The organism is Pseudomonas sp. EA_35y_Pfl2_R111 (genome assembly GCF_963970955.1).
In the GTDB taxonomy this organism is placed as follows: Bacteria; Pseudomonadota; Gammaproteobacteria; order Pseudomonadales; family Pseudomonadaceae; genus Aquipseudomonas.
The window spans coordinates 80,085-100,994 of sequence record NZ_CAXAOM010000002.1 but is presented as its reverse complement, the minus strand read 5'-3'; the positions used below and the strand labels follow the sequence as shown (position 1 = coordinate 100,994).

Here is a 20,910-nt window from a genome sequence, read left to right as displayed (position 1 = left end):
AAAGACGATGAATTTCTCTCAATTCTTTATTCAGCGGCCGATCTTCGCCGCCGTGCTCTCGCTGCTGATCCTGATCAGCGGGGCCATCTCACTGTTCCAATTACCGATCAGCGAATACCCGGAAGTGGTGCCGCCTACCGTGGTGGTCCGCGCCACCTTCCCCGGCGCTAACCCCAAGGTGATAGGTGAGACCGTTGCCTCGCCGCTGGAGCAGGCGATTACCGGTGTGGAAGGCATGCTTTATATGTCGTCCCAGGGTACGGCCGACGGCAAGATGACCCTAACGCTGACCTTTGCTCTCGGCACCGATCTGGACAAAGCCCAGGTGCAGGTGCAGAACCGCGTGACCCGAACCATGCCGACCCTGCCCACTGAAGTGCAGCGTCTCGGCGTGACCGTCGACAAGGCCTCGCCCGACCTGACCATGGTCGTGCACCTGACCTCGCCGGACGACCGCTACGACATGCTGTATCTGTCCAACTACGCTGCGTTGAATATCAAGGATGAGCTGGCGCGTCTCGATGGCATCGGCGATGTGCAACTGTTCGGCCTCGGCAACTACTCGCTGCGCGTGTGGCTCGACCCGAACAAGGTGGCCTCGCGCAACCTGACAGCTACGGACGTGGTCAACGCCATCCGCGAGCAGAACCGCCAGGTCGCCGCCGGTTCGCTGGGTGCGCCGCCGTCGGATGCGGGTAACAGCTTTCAGTTGTCGATCAACACTCAGGGCCGTCTGGTCACCGAGGAAGAGTTCGAAAACATCATCATCCGCGCCGGTGAAAACGGCGAAATCACCCGCCTAAAAGACATCGCACGGATCGAGCTGGGCTCCAGCCAGTACGCCCTGCGTTCGCTGCTCAACAACAAACCTGCAGTCGCCATCCCGGTATTCCAACGCCCTGGCTCCAACGCCATCGAGATTTCCGATGCGGTGCGTGAGCGCATGGCCGAGCTGAAGCAGAGCTTCCCCCAGGGCGTGGACTACGAAATCGTCTATGACCCAACCATCTTCGTGCGTGGCTCCATCGAGGCGGTGGTTCACACCCTGCTCGAAGCCATCATCCTGGTGGTACTGGTGGTGATTCTGTTCCTGCAAACCTGGCGCGCCTCGATCATCCCGCTCGCCGCCGTGCCGGTGTCGTTGATCGGCACCTTCGCCGTGATGCATATGTTCGGTTTCTCGCTCAACGCGCTGTCGCTGTTCGGCCTGGTGCTGGCCATCGGCATCGTGGTGGACGACGCCATCGTTGTGGTGGAGAACGTCGAGCGTAATATCGGGCTGGGCAAAACCCCGGTGGAAGCCACCAAGCAGGCGATGAAGGAAGTGACCGGGCCCATCGTCGCCACGGCTCTGGTGCTGTGCGCGGTGTTTATCCCCACGGCCTTTATCTCCGGGCTCAGCGGACAGTTCTATCAACAGTTTGCCCTGACGATTGCCATCTCCACGGTGATCTCGGCGATCAACTCGCTGACCCTGTCCCCTGCCCTGGCCGCCGTGTTGCTGAAAAGCCACGACGCGCCGAAGGATGGCTTCTCCAAACTGCTCGATAGACTGTTCGGTGGCTGGTTGTTCGCACCGTTCAACCGCGTATTCGACCGTGCCAGCCATGGCTACGTCGGCACCGTAAAGCGCGTATTACGCGGCAGTGGTATCGCCTTGTTCGTCTATGCCGGACTGATGGGTCTGACCTACCTGGGCTTCGCCACGACGCCAACCGGCTTCGTACCAGCGCAGGACAAGCAGTACCTGGTGGCCTTTGCTCAGCTGCCGGATGCCGCCACCCTGGATCGCACCGAAGCGGTGATGAAACAGATGTCGGACATCGCCGGCAAGCACCCCGGTGTGGAAAACACCATTGCCTTCCCAGGCCTGTCGATCAACGGCTTCACCAACAGCCCGAACAGCGGCATCGTCTTCGTCGCCCTGAAAGATTTCGATCAGCGCAAGGACGAAAGCATGTCCGCCGGGGCCATTGCTGCTGAGCTTAACGGCCAGCTCAGTTCTATTCAGGAAGCTTATCTGGCGATCTTCCCACCACCGCCGGTACAGGGGCTGGGCACCATCGGCGGCTTCCGCCTGCAGGTACAGGACCGTGGCAACCTGGGCTATGACGAGCTGTACGTGCAGACCCAGAACGTTATCGCCAAGGCGCGTCAGCTGCCGGAACTGGACCCGATGTCGGTGTTCACCAGCTACCAGGTGAATGTGCCGCAGATCGATGCTGCGATTGACCGTGAAAAGGCCAAGACCCACGGTGTGGCGATCAGCGACATCTTCGACACCATGCAGATCTACCTGGGTTCGCTGTACGCCAACGACTTCAACCGCTTTGGTCGTACCTATCAGGTCAACGTGCAAGCCGAGCAGCAGTTCCGCCTGGAGCCGGAGCAGATCGGCCAGCTCAAGGTGCGTAACAACCGTGGTGAAATGGTCCCGCTGTCGGCTTTCCTCAAGGTCAGCGCCAGTTCCGGCCCGGATCGGGTGATGCATTACAACGGCTTCCTCACCGCGGAAATCAACGGCGCGGCAGCCCCCGGCTACAGTTCTGGCCAGGCTGAGGCGGCGATTGCCCAGCTGCTCAAGGAAGAACTGCCCAACGGCATGAGCTTCGAGTGGACCGACCTGACCTACCAACAGATCCTCGCCGGTAACAGCGCGATCTTCGTCTTCCCACTCTGCGTACTGCTGGCCTTCCTGGTACTGGCCGCTCAGTACGAAAGCTGGAGCCTGCCGCTGGCAGTGATCCTGATCGTGCCGATGACCCTGCTGTCGGCCATTACCGGGGTGATCCTGGCTGGAGGCGACAACAACATCTTCACCCAGATCGGCTTGATCGTACTGGTGGGCCTGGCCTGTAAGAACGCCATCCTGATCGTCGAGTTCGCCAAGGAAAAGCAGGAAGAAGGCATGGACCGCGTCAGCGCGGTGCTGGAAGCCTGCCGCCTGCGGCTGCGGCCGATCCTGATGACCAGCTTCGCCTTCATCATGGGTGTAGTGCCGCTGGTGCTGTCCTCCGGCGCCGGCGCGGAAATGCGCCACGCCATGGGCGTCGCGGTGTTCAGCGGCATGCTCGGCGTGACCTTCTTTGGCTTGTTGCTGACCCCAGTGTTCTATGTGCTGATCCGCGCTTTTGTGGAGAAGCGCGAAGCGAAGAAAGTGGCTCGTTTGCAGGAGGTGCAGGCATGAAAACATTTAATGCCAAGCCGCTGGCCATCAGCCTGCTGAGCGTTGCGCTGACAGCCTGCGCCGTCGGCCCAGACTACCAGGCACCGCAAGCGGAGGACGCCCAGCTGAGCGCAGCGCAAGGCAGCAACTACGATCGCTCGCGCTTCGAAGTCAGTTGGTGGCAGCAGTTCGACGACCCAACACTTAACCAGTTGGTGGAACAGTCGCTGCAGGAAAACCGCCAGCTGCGCGTGGCCTTTGCCCGCCTGCGTGCGGCCCAGGCTATCCGTGATGACCTCGGCAACGATCAGCTGCCGACCATCACCAGCCGCGCCAGCGGTGATTTCGGCAAAGCCCAGCAACCCGGCGTAACTGAACAACGCGTGCGCAGCGAACGTTATGACCTGGGCCTGGACATGCTCTGGGAGCTGGATCTGTTTGGCCGCATTCAGCGCCAACTGGAAGCCAGCGACGCCGAACTGGACGTGGCCGAAGCCGACTATCAGCAACTGCAGGTCAGCCTGATCGCCGAGCTGGTGGATGCCTACGGCAGCCTGCGCGGCGCGCAACTGCGCGAACGCATTGCCCGCGACAACCTGAAAAACCAGCAGGAATCCCGCGCCATTACCGAACAACTGCGTGAGGCCGGCGTCGGTAGTCAGCTGGATGTGCTACGCAGCGATGCACGTCTGGCCGGCACTGAAGCCAGCCTGCCGCAACTACAGGCCGAACAGCAGCGCGCCAAGCACCGCATCGCCACCCTGCTCGGCCAACGCCCGGACCAATTGAGTGTGGACCTCTCTGCTCAAGACCTACCTGCCATTGCCAAAGCACTACCGGTTGGCGACCCCGGCGAGTTACTGCGCCGCCGCCCGGATATCCGTGCGGCCGAACGGCAACTGGCCGCCGCCACCGCCAATATCGGTGTGGCCACGGCGGATCTGTTTCCACGGGTGAGCCTCTCCGGCTTCCTCGGCTTTACCGCCGGGCGTGGTTCGCAGCTGGGCTCATCTGCAGCGCAAGCCTGGGGCCTTGCCCCAACCATAAGCTGGGCGGCGTTTGATCTGGGCAGCGTGCGTGCACGTATGCGCGGGGCCGAAGCCGAAGCCGATGGCGCACTGGCCAACTATGAACAGCAGGTGCTGCTGGCCCTGGAAGAATCCGCCAACGCCTTTAGCGATTACGGTAAACGCCAGCAGCGGCTACTGGCTCTGCTACGCCAATCCGACGCCAGCCGCGCCGCAGCCGAACAAGCCCGCGTGCGCTACCGCGAAGGTGAAGTGGACTTCCTCGTATTGCTCGACGCCGAACGCGAACGCCTAAGTGCTGAAGACGCCCAGGCCCAGGCGGAAGTCGAGCTGTATCGCGGCATCGTCGCCATCTACAAAGCCCTCGGCGGCGGGTGGCAGCCTAACGCCTAGAACCTGTTTGCAGACTCTCCCCCGGTTGGCTTGCCAACCACTTCCCGCCCCACGGCAGTTGCTCCTTGCCGTGGGGCTTTTTTATGGGCAAAGCAATCCGTAGAAAGTCCTGTCCTTCACCACGCCATCTTGAAGGTGGCCGATACATCGTGGCGGTTGTCGGAGCTGGCGAACTCACCTTGATAGCCCAGGCTCAGTGACGCAGTTTCAGACACCTGCATATTCAGGCCGAGGCCAAGCCGGGCGCGGTCACGATCCAGCTCGGGGCCGCTGACATTGAACTTAGCCGTAGGTGCTGGGGCAAAGCCGGCGCGTAGCGCGGCCTCGTTATCCATAAACTCATGCAACCAGGCCAGCTCAACCGTGGGCTGAATGCGGCTGCCATTGCGGGTTACCCAGGTGTGCTCTAAGCGTGCGCCGAGTGCTGAACGCAGTGAGTCCTGCTGGTCGCTGCTGACATGCAAGTCGGCCGCACCGGCGCCGCGCTCGGTAAAGCTGGAACGGTTGAGATGGGCGTATTCAAGGCCGGCCAGCGGCGTGATTCGGGTGCGTTCGTTAAGGGCAAATGTGCGACCGGTTTCAACCGCGAGGTTGCCGGTCCAGGCGTCGTAATCCGCTTTGGCGGTGCTACTGGAGACACCGACGTTGATGCCGCGTTTGGCATCAATATCGTGGTAACCAAGGCCAGCCATGCCACTGGCGTAATAGCCATCATCAAGCAGCCACCTGCCGTAGAAAGCCGTCTGGTAGCTGTCGACTTCAAGGTCGCCCTGCTCCACGCCGGCACCGGTGGTGCTATAGCCGAAGGCGGCGCCAAGGGTGATCGAGTCATCCAGGTTGAAATCAATACCGGTAGCCGTACCGCTGGCGTTGTAATGGGCGCCGCTGGCATTAGCTGTGCCGTCGATTTCGCCATAGCTGCCGGTGCCGCGCAGCCACCAGCCGCGATCCGCTACCGGCCTGCTGCCGAGTAACTGCGAGCCCACATCGGTGACTGTGCCGTTGTCGTTATAGGCCAGCATCAGTTGGCCATTACTGGCGAGAAACTGGCTGTTGCCTTGCAGACGGTCGAACAGCAGCCCTTTGAACTGATTCAGCGACTGCAGGGCAATCTGATTGCTGTAGGTGTGTTGCACGCCGCTGAGCGCGTCATAGGCTTGGTTGGCACCTGCGGCACTCAGAATATTGAGGTTATTGAACAGCTCATCAGCCTCTGTCGTACCGGAACTGAACAAGGTATCGAGCGCAGTGCCAACAGAGCCCTGGTTGGCGGTCTCGGCCACTGACGCATATTCAGTCGAGTTGCGGCTCAGGTTGAGCAATACATTGTTGGCATCGTAAGACAGCGTCGGTGTCAGGAAGGCCAGGTTGGAACTGACACTGCCAAAGGTGGTGCCGCCCAGGCCACCAGCGGCGGTGAGGATGGTGTAGTCGGTACTAAGTGCATAGCTACCCGCTTCGGGTAGAACTTGCACGCTGCCATTCGTCAGTGTTGCGCTGCCAGTGGCATTGATGTGATCTGAATTACCGGCGGCGTCCACTTCTACCTGATAAACGCCGCCAGCGAAGTTCACATTACCCGCAACATTCATTGTGCCGATGGAGTTGCCGGGAGCCAAGGTGCCGCCATTGAGCGTGATGCTGCCTAAAGTACCGCTACCGCCCAGTGCGCCACCTGCATTGACGGTTATGCCGGAATTAGCAATGGAGCCATTTACCACAAGCCGGCCATTGTTAATGACGGTTGCACCGTGATAGCTATTGATGCCTGATAAGGTAAGGGTTCCCGAACCTATTTTAGTTAAATAGCTGTCATCCGTAATTACACCACTGAAGAGCGTAGATGTATTGTCGCCGCCAACCGTTAATATATGACCGCCAGATCCTGTATCTAACTTAACTGTTCCGCCACCGGCTAGCGAACCAATCGCGAGATTATCTAAAGACTCAAGCATTGCGCCAGCCGCAACGGTAACTGCACTGTTATTCCCCAGAGCTCCTGAGTTATAAACCACTAGTTTTCCGCTATTAATATTGGTGCTGCCAGTATAGGTGTTGTTACCACTTATATAGGTGGTGCCGCTGCCTATGGAGTTTACCGAAGCTGTGCCTCTAATGATGACGGTATCGCCCAGTGACGTGCCGTCATCGGTGAAGAAATAATTAGCATCGTTATGGTTGAAATTAAGCGTGGCCGTGCCATAGCGCCCATCCACTTCTGCCGCATTAAGTATGCCTGCCGCACCGCCATTGCCAATATTAAGTGTGCCGTTGCTGCCGCTCAGGCTCCCCAAGTACACAGCTCGGCCACTGAGGAAACTTACTAAGCCATTGTTAATAATGTTAAGTGTACCGCTGCCTGAGTGGCCTACAGTAATGCTGGCATTAGTGTAGGTTAAACTAGAGCCTGCCCCGTCTACCGTTACCGTACCGTTGCTGTCCGCGTATTCACCTATGTAGGTAGACAGGTAACTAACGTTCTGACTTACTGTGCCGCCATTAGTAATAGTTATTGAGCCGGTGCCATAAGAGCCCACAATAAGTCGTGCACTTGGGCCTTCAAGTAACAAACTTGAGCCAACACCGTCCACTGTCACACCACCGTTACTGCCGACGCCGACACCGATAGTATGAAAAGCATTGTTCGACAATTGAGCGCCGTTGCTAATTTCAAGCGTGCCGCTGTTTAGATTTCCAACGAAAAGATAACCCACTACATCACTGGGTGTGGTCTGTACCTGTGCGGTACCGCCGTTGTCGATAAAAACGTAATCGTCCTCCCCTGGGACCATTGGACCGAATGCTCCTGACCAGTTGCTCGCGGTCGCCCAGTCACCCGTGCCTGCACTCCAATTGCTATCCCAAAGCGCGGCGGTGCATAGGCTGGGGGTTGCACAGGCAAGCGTTGCCACCAGCGTGCGCCTTGTCAGCCGGTAATTACTGAGTGACACCCTGCATTGTCTGGCGGCAGCGATAAATTGTCGTACGGCAGCGGCCAGCGCTTTTTTTCTGAACTCACTTGGTATCGCTGCTTCCAGCATTGCTCTCTGCCCCATAGCCGAAAAAATTCTCTCAGCCTAAGTAGGGCAAACAGCACATGGCTATCCGATTTCCGCAAAGATGCAGCGAAAACGTAATTTTTATGAGGGGTATACCGGCAGTGTCAGGATGCGAGGGTTACGGAGGGCGGCTCGTCGAACACTTGCCGGTAGTCCTGGGCAAAGCGGCCAAGGTGTAAGAAGCCAAAGCGCATGGCCACGGCTGTGACCGTGGTGGCTTGCGGGTCTGAAACACGCAAGGTGGTGCGAACGCGGTTGAGGCGACACAGGCGCAGATAGTTGACTGGCGACATATCGACATAGGCGCGAAAGGCATATTGCAGGGCGCGCTCCGATACGCCGATGGTTCTGCAGATATCGGTAACGGTCGGCACTGCATCGATGGTCAGGCTGTCTTCGACAAAGGCGCGGGCCATTCGGCATATGTGAAAAGCCCTAGCGCGTTCAACCGGCGCGGGCTGAGACTCTTGCATCTTGGACGTTGTGGCGACGTGCAGAATGCTTTCTAACAACAGGCGATGCATCAAGCCTTCATCAACTACGGTATGGGCCTCGTTGAGCGCTGCCGTTGTGTTGAACCATTGACTGATTGCCCCCTTTAGGGCCGCTTGCTGAGCCGTTTGAAGTTGTTGCAGTTGCTGCGGAGTGTTCTCCCATTGGCTCGGGTTCAGCGTACGGGCATCTTCCAGAAACGCTTGCTGGTCAAAGCTGACATAGGCCGTTTGAGCACCGGCGGGGACGTAGATGTCGAACTCGGTGTGTTCAGGCATGAAGAACACGGTATCGGCCTCATCGGCGCCGAGTTCGGAAAAGCGGAAGTTTGGATCCGGTGTGCAATACGACAGTGTGCAAAGGTTCGCCGGCATCTTCCCCAGCTTTTGCACCGCGGCCATCTGTGACTCGCGAACGATTTGATAGCTGCCGAGATCCAGGCTCTCCATCAGCGCCAGCTCTCGCCCTTGCCCGAGTTGGTAGCACTCCATCGCGATCCAGGGCTGCAAGGCAGCCTGTACGCAGGCTTCGTCGACTATTGTCGATAGTAGCGTGGGGGTGGGCGCTACGCTTGAGTCATCTGAGTACTGAGCTAATTCCATTCGCACGACTACCTTCAGTACGGTGATCTCTTCTTAGTATTTTTCCAGAAGCCCCGAACTTTTTAATGAGCATAAGTCTTTCTTCTCGCCCATCCTGACTTGGTTGCTCATAGAAACATAACAATGCATCTGCGCAAAGCCACACGAAAGAGGATGTCCAATCTACGAAAACAAGTATCAGTAGCCCGCCTGTGAGTCATCGTAAGAACAGAAAAGCCACAGGTAGAGCCGGCATAGCCTGATAAAGCTCTACCGCGCTGGCTTTGTGCTAGATATTTAGCTGATGGTTTTGGGGGCTTTAGGCCAATAACAATAATCGCAAGGGAAGGTACGCGCACATGACTACAGAGCAGAACACAGCCCAGCCCAAGTCCGCCCATTGGCGGTTCAAGTTGGGCATCGCGATTATCTGTTTGATTCCGGCTTTGTGGCTTCTGGTGCCGCTGGCGGCAGCCGCGGATGTGCCTGGGTCCAAGGTGGCTGCGCTTTCGGGGGCGCTGTTTATTCTCAATAAAGTTCTCCTGCTACTGGTTATCGCCATCATGGGCAAGGCGGGTTTCCAGGAATTGAAGCAGCATATTTACGGCTATATGTCGTCGATGGTGCCGAGCTCGGAGTCTGAGATCGGTCCGTTGCGCCATCGTATTGGCGTGGTGATGTTCTGCCTACCGCTGATTTCATCCTTTCTTGAGCCCTATATCGACGCCGTCGCGCCTGGGCTGCGGCCCAATAGCTGGGCGTTGCAGATGCTTGGCGATGCTTTGCTGATTGGCAGCTTCTTCGTTTTAGGCGGCAATTTCTGGGAGAAGCTGCGCGCGCTGTTTATCCGCACCGCTCGGGTTAGCAGTCCAGACGCTGCCTGATCGGCCTCGCACTGCCGAGCCAATCTTTGCGCTTGCTTCATCTGCCTTACGGGAATCCATATGTCTGAAACAGTAGAGCAACCTGACAACACACCCCTGGCCGAGGCGCCGCCTGCCACCGAAAAACCCGCCCCGCCAGCCAACCCACTGCGGCGCATTGCGTTGATCGTGGTGTTAGTTGCTGCCGTGCTGTTTGTGCTGTCCATCCTGATGGAGCGCAGCACCCCTTCTACCTCGCAGGCTGTGGTGCAGGGTTATGTGGTGCAGATGGCTTCCGAAGTGGGTGGCCGCGTGGTGGAAATCGCGGTGCTCGACAATGCGCGAGTTGAGGCTGGGCAACTGTTGTTTCGCATCGACCCGCAGCCTTACAAGATCGCCATTGCCGAAGCCGAAGCGCGCCTCGAACAGACCGGTCAGGCATTGGGGGCCAACACCGCATCGGTGGATGCGGCTCAGGCGCAGGCAGTGTCTGCCCGCGCGCAGCGTGACAATGTGCGTGAGCAAACGCGCCGGGTGATGCAGCTGGTTGAACGCGGCGTCTATGCGCGGGCGCGTTTGGATGAGGCCACGGCATCGCTGAACTCTGCAGAAGCCGCGGTGGCCAAGGCGCAGGCTGACTTGCAGCGTGCGCGTCAGGAGCTCGGCCCAACGGGTACGGATAACCCGCAGTTCAAACAAGCCCTCGCGCAACTGGAAAAGGCCAGGCTTGATCTGGTGCGTACGGAGATTAAGGCACCTGCAGATGGCGTTATCACCAATTTGCAGCTTGCGGTTGGCCAGGTGGTCAGCGCTGGCCAGCCCGCGCTGACGTTTATCGACACCGGCACCGTATGGATTTCCGCAGCCTTTAAAGAAAACAGCCTTGAGCATGTGCAGGCGGATGATACCGCCGAGCTGGTGTTCGACGTATTGCCCGGGCGCGTGTTCAATGCGCGGGTCGAGAGTGTCGGCTGGGGCGTGGCCAATGAAGGCAGCAGTTCTTCTGCCCTGCCCTCGGTACGCAACCAGAGCGGCTGGATACGCGACCCGCAGCGCTTCCCCGTGCGCCTGGTGGTGCTGGAGCCTTACCCGAAAGGCCTGCGCTATGGCTCACAGGTCACGGTGGTGATTTACACCGGTGATAACCCGCTGGCGAATATGTTCGGCGTAATCACCGCGCGGCTTGTAGCCTTGCTGACCTATGTCAACTGAGGCTGTGGTGCACGCCCGGCCGTCAAACGAGCTGGCGCGCGCCAAACGTCAGGGTTTGCGTGTGGCCCTGGCAGTGACGGTGGGTTTCAGCCTAGCCTTGGTCAATGGCAGTGTGTTGCCGTTTCTCGCGCCGCTATTCGCCACTCAATTTCTACTGGCCAGCTACAGCCCACCCGGTTTGCGTCAGGGGTTGGGCACTGTGTTGCTGATTTTTGTGGTTGGCGCGCTGCTGATCTTCCTCACCGGTCTGCTCGGTGACCGGCCGTTAGTGCTGCTGCCGTTGCTGTGGCTGTGCTACTTCAGCTGCTTTTTCGCCCAGGGTCGGCAGGTGGGTGGCGCTGGGCCGGCGTTGATGCTGGTGATTGCGATTGTGGTGCCACTGCTCGACATCCTCCAACGTGACCTCGGTGAGTCGATTGTGTTGGTTCTGGCCAAGGCGGTCAGCATCGGCCTGCTGCTTGCCTGGGGCGCTCACGCAGTATTTCCGGATATCGGCCGATCGCCGGTAGCCCCTGCGCCTTTGCAGCGTTCTGAGCTTACCTGCGTAATGCGTCAGGCCATGGCCAGTGGCGCGATTCTGCTGGGCATAGTTGGGTTGTGCTTGATTGACCCGCGCCTGGCCACGGCGATGGTCATACCGATAACCGTCGCCTCGTTGCTGAGTCAGTTTGAGCTGGGAATGAGCAGCCGAACCGCAGCCGCGCTGATCGTGATCAATCTGCTCGGCGGGGTTGCTGCATCTCTGGCATTTGCCGTGATCGAACTACGACCCAACCTGCTGTGGGTCGTCCTTATCCTGCTGCTGGTCAGCCTGCTGTTTGCTGGACGGGCGGTAATGGGGGCCGTGACGGGCAAAGTGTTTGGCGGCGGGCTGACGACCTTTTTGATTCTCTTTGGCCTGGGCGTTTCGCCCTTGCCGGGCGAAACGCCTGAGCTGTTTTCCACGCGGATTGCCTATGTCCTATTCGCGGTTGTGTATGCCCTGTGCATGGCCAGCCTGTTCTGGCCCAAGCTGCGAAACGCCAACCATTAATCGCTCTGCTGCTAATCAGGTGCCGTTTATGCGCAACTTTTGGAGCAAGTACCTGGCGCTACTGGATGCAGATGTAAGCGCAAAAATCTTCGACAACATCAAAAATCTGTTGGTCTGCGCGCTGCTGTTTGCCGCTGGCACCGATGCGTTGCATGGCGACCATCAACTGTTTATGGGGCTCTGGGGCTCAACCCTGGCTGGGTGGGGGCTGATCTTTCTGTCGGCGTTGTTGCTAATACTAAACATCAGTGACGGCTTGAACCGGTTGGCCAAGCTGCGTCATCACCTTGCGTTGCAGATCATCCTGTTTCTGCTTTACCTGATTCTGGCCGTGCGCGTGGTGGAAATAGTCTGGAGCTTCAGGGCCACATAACAACCCACAGGTTCAGGCCCCTAATTCAGCTGGTTTGCGTACAGCTTGGTTGCCCAGCCGAGTAGCGGACACCTGGGCTGACAGCAGCGTTGAACGCCTTCAATGCGGTCGATCCGATCAACAGCGGGAATTCAAAGGCGCTGCGATCAGTCAGGTTGACCTCGATATTTTTCAGCTCATCACCTACGCAGATGTCCATCTCGATCACCGGACGCTCTGTATACAGCTGCTTGTCGCCAGGCCTGCGGTCACCCGCGCGGCGTTTGATATAGCTCATGCGTGTCAGCGGCTTTTCAATGATCTGCGACTGTTTGGCGTCTTCCATGCCCAGCTGGAAGCGCACCCACTCGCCACCATCGCGCTTGAACATCTCAATATTTTTGGCGCTGAGCGAAGCGGTTTCGGCTCCGGTATCAAGCTTGGCGGGCAGCTCCAGGGCCAACTCATACAAAGAAACACGCTCATGCAGACCGTAGATCTGCGGCTGGTTGGCCATCGCGCCAGTGGTGAACAGTGCGGCGCAGAGTGCGGAGGCGGCCGTAAGCTGTTTGAGCGGGACAAAGGCACGGGATGACATAGGGAGACTCCAAAGCATTTAAAAAGATGGGGCAAGGTTAACGTTGCGGGCTGAATTCAAACTTAATCAAGTACTTATAAAGAACTTCGCCCCGCCATAAGTGACCATGGCGGGGCGAAGTGGTTTCAGCTGAGGTTTGTTAGGCCTCTATGCAGATCACGTGAGATCGAAGCGATCCAGATTCATCACCTTGGTCCAGGCAGCCACGAAGTCCTGCACAAACTTCGCTTGCGCGTCGACGGTGGCGTAGACCTCGGCCAGCGCCCGCAGCTGGGAGTTGGAACCAAACACCAGGTCAACCTGGGTGCCGGTCCACGTCAGGTCGCCGGTTTTGCGGTCACGGCCGTCCAGTACACCTTCGCTGGCGGACTTCTGCCACTTGGTGCCCATGTCGAGCAGATTGACGAAGAAGTCAGTGCTCAGGGTTTCCGGGCGTTTGGTGAATACACCATGCGGCGTTTTGCCGGCATTGGCGTTGAGTACACGCAGACCACCAATCAATACGGTCATCTCCGGCGAGGTCAATTCCAGCAACTGCGCCTTGTCTACCAGCAACTCGGCGGCAACACTTTCATAGCCCTTGCAGGAATAGTTGCGAAAGCCATCGGCCTTGGGTTCCAGCACCGCGAAGGCCTCGACATCGGTTTGCTCCTGCGAAGCGTCGGTGCGACCTGGCGCGAACGGCACTACGACCTCCACGCCACCCTTCTTCGCTGCGGCTTCAACCGCTGCAGAGCCGGCGAGAACGATCAGGTCCGCCAGGGAGATTTTCTTGCCAGCAGCGGCCGAGGCGTTGAAGTCCTTCTGGATGGCTTCCAGCGCCGCCAGCACCTTGGCCAGTTCAGCAGGTTGGTTAACCTCCCAGTCCTTCTGCGGTGCCAGACGAATGCGCGCGCCATTGGCGCCACCACGCTTGTCGCTGCCGCGGAAGGTGGATGCCGAGGCCCAGGCAGTGCTGACCAGTTGGGCAATCGACAGGCCGGACGCCAACACCTTTGCCTTGAGGCTGGCGATGTCCTGCGCATCAACCAGGGCGTGATCGACCGCTGGAACGGGGTCTTGCCAGATCAGTTCTTCTTGCGGCACCAGCGGGCCGAGGTAGCGGGAACGCGGGCCCATGTCACGGTGGGTCAGTTTGAACCAGGCGCGGGCGAAGGCATCGGCGAATGCCTGGGGGTTCTGGTGAAAGTGCCGGGAGATTTTCTCGTAAGCCGGGTCCATGCGCAGCGACATATCGGCGGTGGTCATCATCGGCGGGTGGCTCTTCGACGGATCATGGGCGTCGGGAATCATGTCCTCCGGTTTGACGTTCTTCGGCGTCCACTGATGAGCGCCGGCCGGGCTCTTGGTCAGCTCCCACTCGTAGCCGAACAGCATGTTGAAGTAGCCGTTGTCCCACGTCGTTGGATTAGGCTTCCAGGCACCTTCGATGCCGCTGGTGGTGGTGTGCACGCCCTTGCCCGTGCCGAACGAATTGATCCAACCCAGGCCTTGCTCTTCGATGCCGGCACCTTCTGGTTCGGAGCCAACCAGGGCCGGATCACCCGCGCCGTGGGCTTTGCCAAAGGTGTGACCACCCGCTACCAGAGCAACAGTTTCTTCATCGTTCATGGCCATGCGGGCGAAGGTTTCGCGCACATCGCGGCCCGACGCCAGTGGATCTGGGTTGCCATCCGGGCCTTCGGGGTTAACGTAGATCAGGCCCATCTGCACGGCTGCCAGTGGGTTTTCCAGATTGCGCTCGCCGGAATAACGGCTGTTGGGTTTGTCGCTAGTAGCCAGCCATTCGGTTTCAGCGCCCCAGTAGGTCTCTTCTTCCGGCTCCCAGATATCCGGGCGGCCGCCGGCAAAACCAAAGGTTTTAAAGCCCATGGATTCCAGAGCCACGTTACCGGCCAACACAAATAGATCTGCCCAGGACAGTTTGCGGCCGTACTTCTGTTTGATTGGCCAGAGCAAGCGACGGGCCTTGTCCAAGTTGCCGTTATCCGGCCAGCTGTTAAGTGGCGCAAAACGCTGATTACCGCTGCCCGCACCGCCACGGCCATCCTGGATGCGGTAAGTACCCGCGGAGTGCCAGGCCATACGGATCATCAAACCACCGTAGTGGCCCCAATCGGCGGGCCACCAATCTTGCGAATCGGTCATCAGCGCGGTGAGGTCCTTGATCACCGCAGGTAAATCAAGCGTTTTGAATTCATCGGCATAATTGAAGCCCGCGCCCATGGGGTCGGATTTGGAGGAATGCTGGTGGAGAATCTTCAAGCTGAGCTGGTTAGGCCACCAATCCGCGTTCTTCGGTGCGCCACCCGACATGCGGCTGGTTCCTGCACCCGAAAACGGGCATTTCGCGTCATTTGACATGTCTCACTCCTGTTGTTTTCTACTTGGCAGATGGACTCAGAGTGGTAGCTGGGCAGCGAACGAGCCAATAGGATTTGGGTATGACCTTAATTAGTAGCCAGGGATATAAGTCAGTAACTATAGAGTCTTCCGTCCAAGCAGCCCGGATACAGGCGTGACCAGCCGTAAATACAGCCATAAACCATCGACAATGAGTGCACATACCGTGGAAGAGCCGAGCCAAACAACACCCACCAGCGACGCTGATGTACTGGCCTATATGCAGCGCCAACTGCGTTCGGGCCGGGTAAAGCCGAGTGTGCTGGTGAGCCTCACGCAGAAGAACTTTGCCGATGTCAGCCATGAGCGCATCGTGCAGTGTTTCAACCAGTTGGATTCCGCATTACTCAAACATTGAACCCAGATACGCCAGGGAGAACGGGATGATCGCCAAGCGTGCCGAGGAAATACTGCATACCTATCTGCATGTTGAAGACGGCGGAAAAACCAGCCCGGTCGCCGTCACAGAACAGTTCTGGAGCGATATTGTCAGCGGTGCAAGACCGGAGCTGAACCAGGGCCGATTGATGTCGGCCTTCAGCTTTGCGCAAGACTGGCCCAGTTGGGAGCGTCACCCGGCCGGTGAGGAGTTGGTCATGCTGCTATCGGGCAGTGCACGACTGCTACTTGAAGAGGCAAGCGGCGAGAGCGAAGTGCTGCTCGATACTGTTGGCAGTTACGTGCTGGTGCCAAAGGGCGTGTGGCATACCGCCAAAACCACGCAAGCCACGACATTGCTGTTTCTCACCGCTGGTGCAGGTACCGAGCACCGGCCGGTTTAATCTCTACCAGATCAGAGAAATGCTCTTTGAGCATCAATATGGGCTTGTTTGCCTATTCGCTGGCGATCATCCTTGCGCTGCTGGCCCTGTATCCGAATCGCTCAAACAGGCCTGCAACTTAAGCCTGCGCCGCACGTCTTAGATGCCGGCACAGTATCTGCCTTAGCCAACGCGCCAGGCCCTTTCGGAGATTCAGATGTCCCGCCCCAGTTCACTCAAGCCGTTGCTCACCCTGATTACTCTCGCCTGTTTTGCCATGCTTGGCGGCGCCTTGCTGCTGCAGCATCTAGGCGGCTGGGAGCCCTGCACCCTGTGCATTCAAATTCGCCTATGGCTGCTCTGTGGTGGCGTTGTAAGCCTGCTGATTTTGACAGTGGAAGCCCTCGGCCTGCGCTGGCTAAGCTTGCCGCTCTGGCCGTTGCTACTGGCTGCGGCGGGTATGGCAGTGTATGACAACACGCACTTGGTGCTGATCGAGACTGGCGTACTGGAAAGCTCCAGCTGCTCGCCGTTTCCTTTCTACGCTTTCTATCTGCCGCTGCATGATTGGCTGCCCGGCGTATTTATGAGCGCTGGCGTATGTGGGCAAAACGACTACAGCATTCTCGGCTTGTCATTTACCCACTGGACTCTGCTCAGCGTCGCCTTGCTCTTTGCCCTGTGCCTGTTTGCCGCCTGGCGCGCCGTACGCCGCTGATCACCCGGTAGCACTCCCCCTGCAGGTGGCGGTAAAACGCCACCCTCGCCCACCATGAGCGATTTTTCGCCTACTCTTGCGCGCAAATGGCGATTTATCGCCACCCACTGTGCGTTCTATCACACCCGTTTCACGGCATCCCAGGCCCTGTAGCGCACTTGCTACTCTGGCATAGGCATTGCGATACAGCGGATGCACTGCGCACGGCAACCATCGTGCTGCCGCGCCAACCTGACAGCCTGCACCACCAGCCTGCTGAAACTTACCCTGGCATGCCGTCAACACAACAACATAAGAACAATCAGGAACAACGCTATGTTCAAGTCGATCTGCGCTATCGCCGCTGGCAGCCTGCTGCTGGCGTCTACCACGCTTCACGCGGCAACCGACAAGGGGCCCATCGTGATCAAGTTCGCCCATGTGGTGGCAGATAACACCCCCAAAGGCCAAGGCGCATTGCTGTTTAAGAAACTGGCCGAGGAGCGCCTGGGTGACAAGGTAAGAGTCGAGGTCTACCCCAACTCCACCCTGTACGGTGATGCCAACGAACTCGAAGCGCTGGCCAACAACGACGTGCAACTGCTGGCACCGTCGCTGGCCAAGTTCGAGAAATACACCAAACAGCTGCAAGTGTTCGACCTGCCCTTCCTGTTTGATGACCTGGACGCGGTAAACCGCTTCCAGAAGCGCGCCAAGGGCCGCCAGTTGCTTCGCTCCATGGAAGACCACAACATCGTCGGCCTGGCCTATTGGCACAACGGCATGAAGCAGCTTTCGGCCACCAAGGCGCTGCTGGTACCGGGCGACGCGGCCGGTTTGAAGTTCCGTATCCAACCGTCCTCAGTGCTTGAGGCGCAGTTCAACCAGCTCGGCGCTACGCCTTTGGTAATGCCATTTGCCGAAGTCTTCGATGCGCTGAAAAGCGGCAAGGTACAGGGCGCGGAAAACCCCTGGTCGAACATCTACAGCAAGAAATTGCATAGCGTGCAGCCGTTTATCACCGAGACCAACCACGGCGTGCTCGACTACATGCTGGTGAGTAACCCACGCTTCTGGTACGCCATTCCCCATCAGATTCGCATGCAGCTGGAAGGCATCATCGACGAGGTGACCTACGAGGTGAACCACCAGGCTGAAGCGGCTAACCAGGCCGACCGCGACCGCATCGCCGCAGCTACCGGCACCCAAATTATCGCGCTTACCGATGAGCAACGCGACGCCTGGCGCCAAGCCATGCAGCCGGTATGGCAACAGTTCGAAGGCGTGATCGGCGCCGACATAATGAAGGCCGCGCAAACGGTTAACCGCAACAAGCGTTAAGAGCCTGTTCGCGAACTAGAGCACTGCAAGACGCTACGTAGTAACAGCCTCCGGCTGGTCAAAGCAGGCGAGAAAACGGACTGGGTTCGCAGGCGAGTGCACGAGCTGTACATGAGCATTACTCGTTTCACTCGCCCTGCGGGTCACGCTAAAGCGCGTTAGCCGCAAGCGGCTTCCGACCGGGCTGGCGCACCAGCCGGTTTTTAACGCAGTAGGGCCGACGTACAGCAGATCGTGTGCTGGTTCTAAGACGTGCGCCATCGCACTCCACTGACGCGCCAAGTGCAGTAATCTCCGCGCCGCTCTAACTAGCCCCTTCTGCTCGCCCCTGGCCAAACACCCAAGATGCTGGCCAAAAGCCGCTACGCTGAAAGTGCGTCTAGCGCCTGATTGCCCTCCGACTATTCAAAACTGCTCGCCTGCCTCAACCAAGGACTTCCCTATGTTCAAGTCGATTGCTGTTATAGCTGTTGGCACCCTGCTGTTCAGTGCATTCAACCTTTGCAACGCGCAAGAACAGAAGCCCATTCTGATCAAGTTTGCCCATGTTGCCGATGAGCATACGCCCAAGGGTCAGGGGGCGTTGCTGTTCAAACAGTTGGTCGATCAGCGCCTGGCAGGCAAGGTCAGCGTTGAGGTTTACCCGACCTCCAGCTTATTTGGCGATGACAATGAATTGCAGGCCTTGGCTAACAACGAGGTGCAACTGCTGGCACCTTCACTGGCCAAGTTCGAGAAATACACCAAACAGTTGCAAGTCTTCGACCTGCCCTTCCTGTTCGACGACCTAGAAGCCGTCACACGCTTCCAGAAGCGCGCCAAAGGCCGTCAATTGCTGCGTTCCATGGAGGCGCACAACATCATTGGTCTGGCGTATTGGCATAACGGCATGAAGCAGCTCTCAGCGACTAAAGCGCTGCAAGTGCCCAGTGATGCGGCGGGTTTGAAGTTCCGTATTCAGCCCTCCAGCGTGCTGGAAGCACAGTTCTATCAGATCGGTGCGGCGCCCTTGGCGATGCCTTTTGCCGAGGTCTTCGATGCGCTGCAAAGCGGCAAGGTACAGGGCACCGAGAATGCCTGGTCGAACATCTACACCAAGCAGCTGCACACCCTGCAGCCGTTCATTACCGAGACCAACCATGGTGCACTCGACTACATGCTGGTCAGTAATCAGCGCTTCTGGTTTTCCATTCCGCACCAGATCCGCAGCGAGCTGGAAGCCATCATTGATGAAGTGAGCTTCGCGGTGAATCACCAGTCTGAAGAAGCCAACCGTGCAGACCGTCAGCGTATCGAAGCGTCCGGCAGCAGCCAGATCATCACCCTCACTGACGAACAACGCGCTGTCTGGCGCACCGCCATGCAACCGGTTTGGCAGCAGTTTGAAGCCGAGATCGGCGCAGACATACTCAAGGCTGCGCAAACGGTAAACCGCAAGTCCCGCGACTAATCGTTCCCCAAAGCCTCAAGCGTCAAAACGGCGGTTACCTGTAATGACGCTTAGGGCGCTTCTTGCTCCGGCACCTCTAATTCACCCTGCCAACCACCACCCAATGCAGCGATCAGCTGCACGCTTGCGGTCAAACGACTGCCCAGCAGGCTGAGGTTGGTGCGCTCGTTGCTCAGCGCCGTGGCCTGCACATTGACCACGCTGTTGAAGTCCACGGTACCGGCGCGGTACTGGTTTTCGATCAGGCGCAGGGATTCGCGGGCGGCGTCCAGCGCTTCCTGCTGAATCACGGCTTCCTGCTCCAGCACGCGCAGTTGCACCAGGGTGTCCTCCACCTCACGGAAGCTGTCGAGCACCGACTGGCGGTATTGCGCCACGGTCTGGTCGTAGGCCGCTTCACTGCGTTCCAGTTCGGCGCTGCGCGCGCCACCATCGAACAGGGTCAGGGCCAGCTGCGGGCCGAGGGACCAGAAACGGTTAGGCAGGTCGATCCAGTCGGCAAAGCTGCTGCCACGGTAGCCGCCGCTGGCGGAGATAGTCAGGTCCGGATACCAGGCGGCTTCTGCCACGCCGATTTCGGCGTTGGCGGCTATTACCCTGCGTTCGGCGGCGGCCACATCAGGGCGACGCTCCAGCAATAGCGATGGCAGCGCCACAGGAATTTCCGGCAATGCTGGCAATTTCTCGCGCACAGCGATGCTCAGCTCGCTAGGCGGTACACCGACCAGCACGGCAATCGCATGTTCCAGCTGCGCGCGCTGCCATTGCAGATCGATAGCCTGGGCCTGGGTGCTTTTCAGCTGGGTCAGCGCCTGACTGACATCAGATTTCGGCACGATGCCGGCGTTGTACTGATTTTCCGTGAGTTTCAGCGAACGGGCGTAGGCCGCGACTGTGGAATCGAGCAGGCGCTGCTGATCATCCAGCACACGCAGTTGCAGGTAGTTCTGCACCAGCTCCGCCTGCAGGCTGAGCTTCAGCGCGGCCAGGTCAGCAGCGCTGGCCTCGAAGCCGGCGCGGCTGGATTCCAGCGAGCGGCGCAGCTTGCCCCAGATATCCAACTCCCAGGTGGCATTCAGACCCAGCTCATAGCTCTTGCTGATATCGCCGGTGCTGGCTGTGGTGCTGCCAATGTTGTTATTGGAACCACTGCCCTGGCTGCTGCGAGTGGCACCGGCGCTGCTCGACAAACTGGGGTAAAACGCCGCTCGCGCGCCGCGAACCAACGCGCGCGCCTGGCGATACTGCGCCTCGCTGGCAGCCAGACTCTGATTGGAGATATTCAGCCGCTCGACCAGGGCATTCAGCTCAGCATCGCCATACAACTGCCACCAGCTGCCGCGCTCTAGCACATCGCCGGGCTTGGCCTGGGTCCAGCCTTCGATCTGTTTGAACTGCGCCGGGGTTTGCAGCTGCGGGCGCTGATAGTCCGGACCAATGGCGCAGCCGCCTAACAGCAGGCTGAGTGTAAGCAGCCCCAT

Annotated in this window: 16 protein-coding genes; 11 read left to right on the top strand and 5 right to left on the bottom strand. The window is 58.7% G+C overall.

The window, feature by feature from the left end:
• Positions 1-7: 7 nt before the first annotated feature.
• Positions 8-3,187: an efflux RND transporter permease subunit gene (locus AACY25_RS09040; protein ID WP_339523995.1), complete on the top strand. Its 3,180-nt coding sequence runs from the start codon at positions 8-10 to the stop codon at positions 3,185-3,187.
• Positions 3,184-4,587, top strand: coding sequence for an efflux transporter outer membrane subunit (locus AACY25_RS09035; RefSeq protein ID WP_339523993.1), 1,404 nt, complete (start codon positions 3,184-3,186; stop codon positions 4,585-4,587). The genes AACY25_RS09040 and AACY25_RS09035 overlap by 4 nt, the downstream gene beginning before the upstream one ends.
• 116 nt (positions 4,588-4,703) lie before the next feature.
• On the opposite strand, the gene AACY25_RS09030 is transcribed toward AACY25_RS09035, so the two are convergent.
• Positions 4,704-7,628 carry an autotransporter family protein gene (locus AACY25_RS09030; protein ID WP_339523991.1) on the bottom strand — a complete coding sequence of 975 codons (2,925 nt, stop codon included), beginning with the start codon at positions 7,626-7,628 and terminating at the stop codon, positions 4,704-4,706.
• A gap of 122 nt (positions 7,629-7,750) precedes the next feature.
• Positions 7,751-8,587, bottom strand: a complete 837-nt coding sequence (locus tag AACY25_RS09025; protein ID WP_339523989.1) for a helix-turn-helix domain-containing protein — start codon at positions 8,585-8,587, stop codon at positions 7,751-7,753.
• Between the two features lie 491 nt (positions 8,588-9,078).
• Between AACY25_RS09025 and AACY25_RS09020 the strand changes: the two genes are divergently transcribed.
• The 4 genes from AACY25_RS09020 to AACY25_RS09005 are packed head-to-tail and all read left to right on the top strand — an operon-like array spanning position 9,079 to position 12,200.
• Positions 9,079-9,603 (top strand): transporter suffix domain-containing protein, encoded by a 525-nt coding sequence (locus AACY25_RS09020; protein ID WP_339523987.1) that lies wholly within the window; start codon positions 9,079-9,081, stop codon positions 9,601-9,603.
• A 60-nt stretch (positions 9,604-9,663) separates the two neighbouring features.
• Positions 9,664-10,794: an HlyD family secretion protein gene (locus tag AACY25_RS09015; RefSeq protein ID WP_339523985.1), complete on the top strand. Its 1,131-nt coding sequence runs from the start codon at positions 9,664-9,666 to the stop codon at positions 10,792-10,794.
• Positions 10,784-11,827 (top strand): FUSC family protein, encoded by a 1,044-nt coding sequence (locus AACY25_RS09010; protein ID WP_339523984.1) that lies wholly within the window; start codon positions 10,784-10,786, stop codon positions 11,825-11,827. The genes AACY25_RS09015 and AACY25_RS09010 overlap by 11 nt, the downstream gene beginning before the upstream one ends.
• Before the next feature lie 28 nt (positions 11,828-11,855).
• Positions 11,856-12,200: a hypothetical protein gene (locus AACY25_RS09005; protein ID WP_339523982.1), complete on the top strand. Its 345-nt coding sequence runs from the start codon at positions 11,856-11,858 to the stop codon at positions 12,198-12,200.
• Between the two features lie 25 nt (positions 12,201-12,225).
• On the opposite strand, the gene AACY25_RS09000 is transcribed toward AACY25_RS09005, so the two are convergent.
• Together AACY25_RS09000 and katG are read right to left on the bottom strand one after the other, a co-directional pair.
• On the bottom strand, positions 12,226-12,696 hold the full coding sequence (locus AACY25_RS09000; RefSeq protein ID WP_339524983.1) for an ATP-dependent zinc protease family protein: 471 nt from the start codon (positions 12,694-12,696) through the stop codon (positions 12,226-12,228).
• A 237-nt stretch (positions 12,697-12,933) separates the two neighbouring features.
• Positions 12,934-15,141 (bottom strand): catalase/peroxidase HPI, encoded by a 2,208-nt coding sequence (katG, locus tag AACY25_RS08995; RefSeq protein WP_339523981.1) that lies wholly within the window; start codon positions 15,139-15,141, stop codon positions 12,934-12,936.
• A gap of 154 nt (positions 15,142-15,295) precedes the next feature.
• On the opposite strand from katG, the gene AACY25_RS08990 reads away from it, so the two are divergent.
• From AACY25_RS08990 to AACY25_RS08970, 5 genes are all read left to right on the top strand, one after another.
• On the top strand, positions 15,296-15,538 hold the full coding sequence (locus tag AACY25_RS08990) for a hypothetical protein (protein ID WP_339523980.1): 243 nt from the start codon (positions 15,296-15,298) through the stop codon (positions 15,536-15,538).
• 25 nt (positions 15,539-15,563) lie between these two features.
• Positions 15,564-15,962 (top strand): cupin domain-containing protein, encoded by a 399-nt coding sequence (locus AACY25_RS08985; protein ID WP_339523979.1) that lies wholly within the window; start codon positions 15,564-15,566, stop codon positions 15,960-15,962.
• 196 nt (positions 15,963-16,158) lie between these two features.
• Positions 16,159-16,659: a disulfide bond formation protein B gene (locus AACY25_RS08980; RefSeq protein WP_339523977.1), complete on the top strand. Its 501-nt coding sequence runs from the start codon at positions 16,159-16,161 to the stop codon at positions 16,657-16,659.
• 315 nt (positions 16,660-16,974) lie between these two features.
• Positions 16,975-17,979, top strand: a complete 1,005-nt coding sequence (locus AACY25_RS08975) for a TRAP transporter substrate-binding protein (RefSeq protein ID WP_339411290.1) — start codon at positions 16,975-16,977, stop codon at positions 17,977-17,979.
• Positions 17,980-18,421: 442 nt separating this feature from the next.
• On the top strand, positions 18,422-19,429 hold the full coding sequence (locus tag AACY25_RS08970) for a DctP family TRAP transporter solute-binding subunit (protein ID WP_339523975.1): 1,008 nt from the start codon (positions 18,422-18,424) through the stop codon (positions 19,427-19,429).
• 50 nt (positions 19,430-19,479) lie between these two features.
• Here AACY25_RS08970 and AACY25_RS08965 read toward each other — a convergent pair whose 3' ends face one another.
• Positions 19,480-20,910 carry an efflux transporter outer membrane subunit gene (locus AACY25_RS08965; RefSeq protein WP_339524982.1) on the bottom strand — a complete coding sequence of 477 codons (1,431 nt, stop codon included), beginning with the start codon at positions 20,908-20,910 and terminating at the stop codon, positions 19,480-19,482.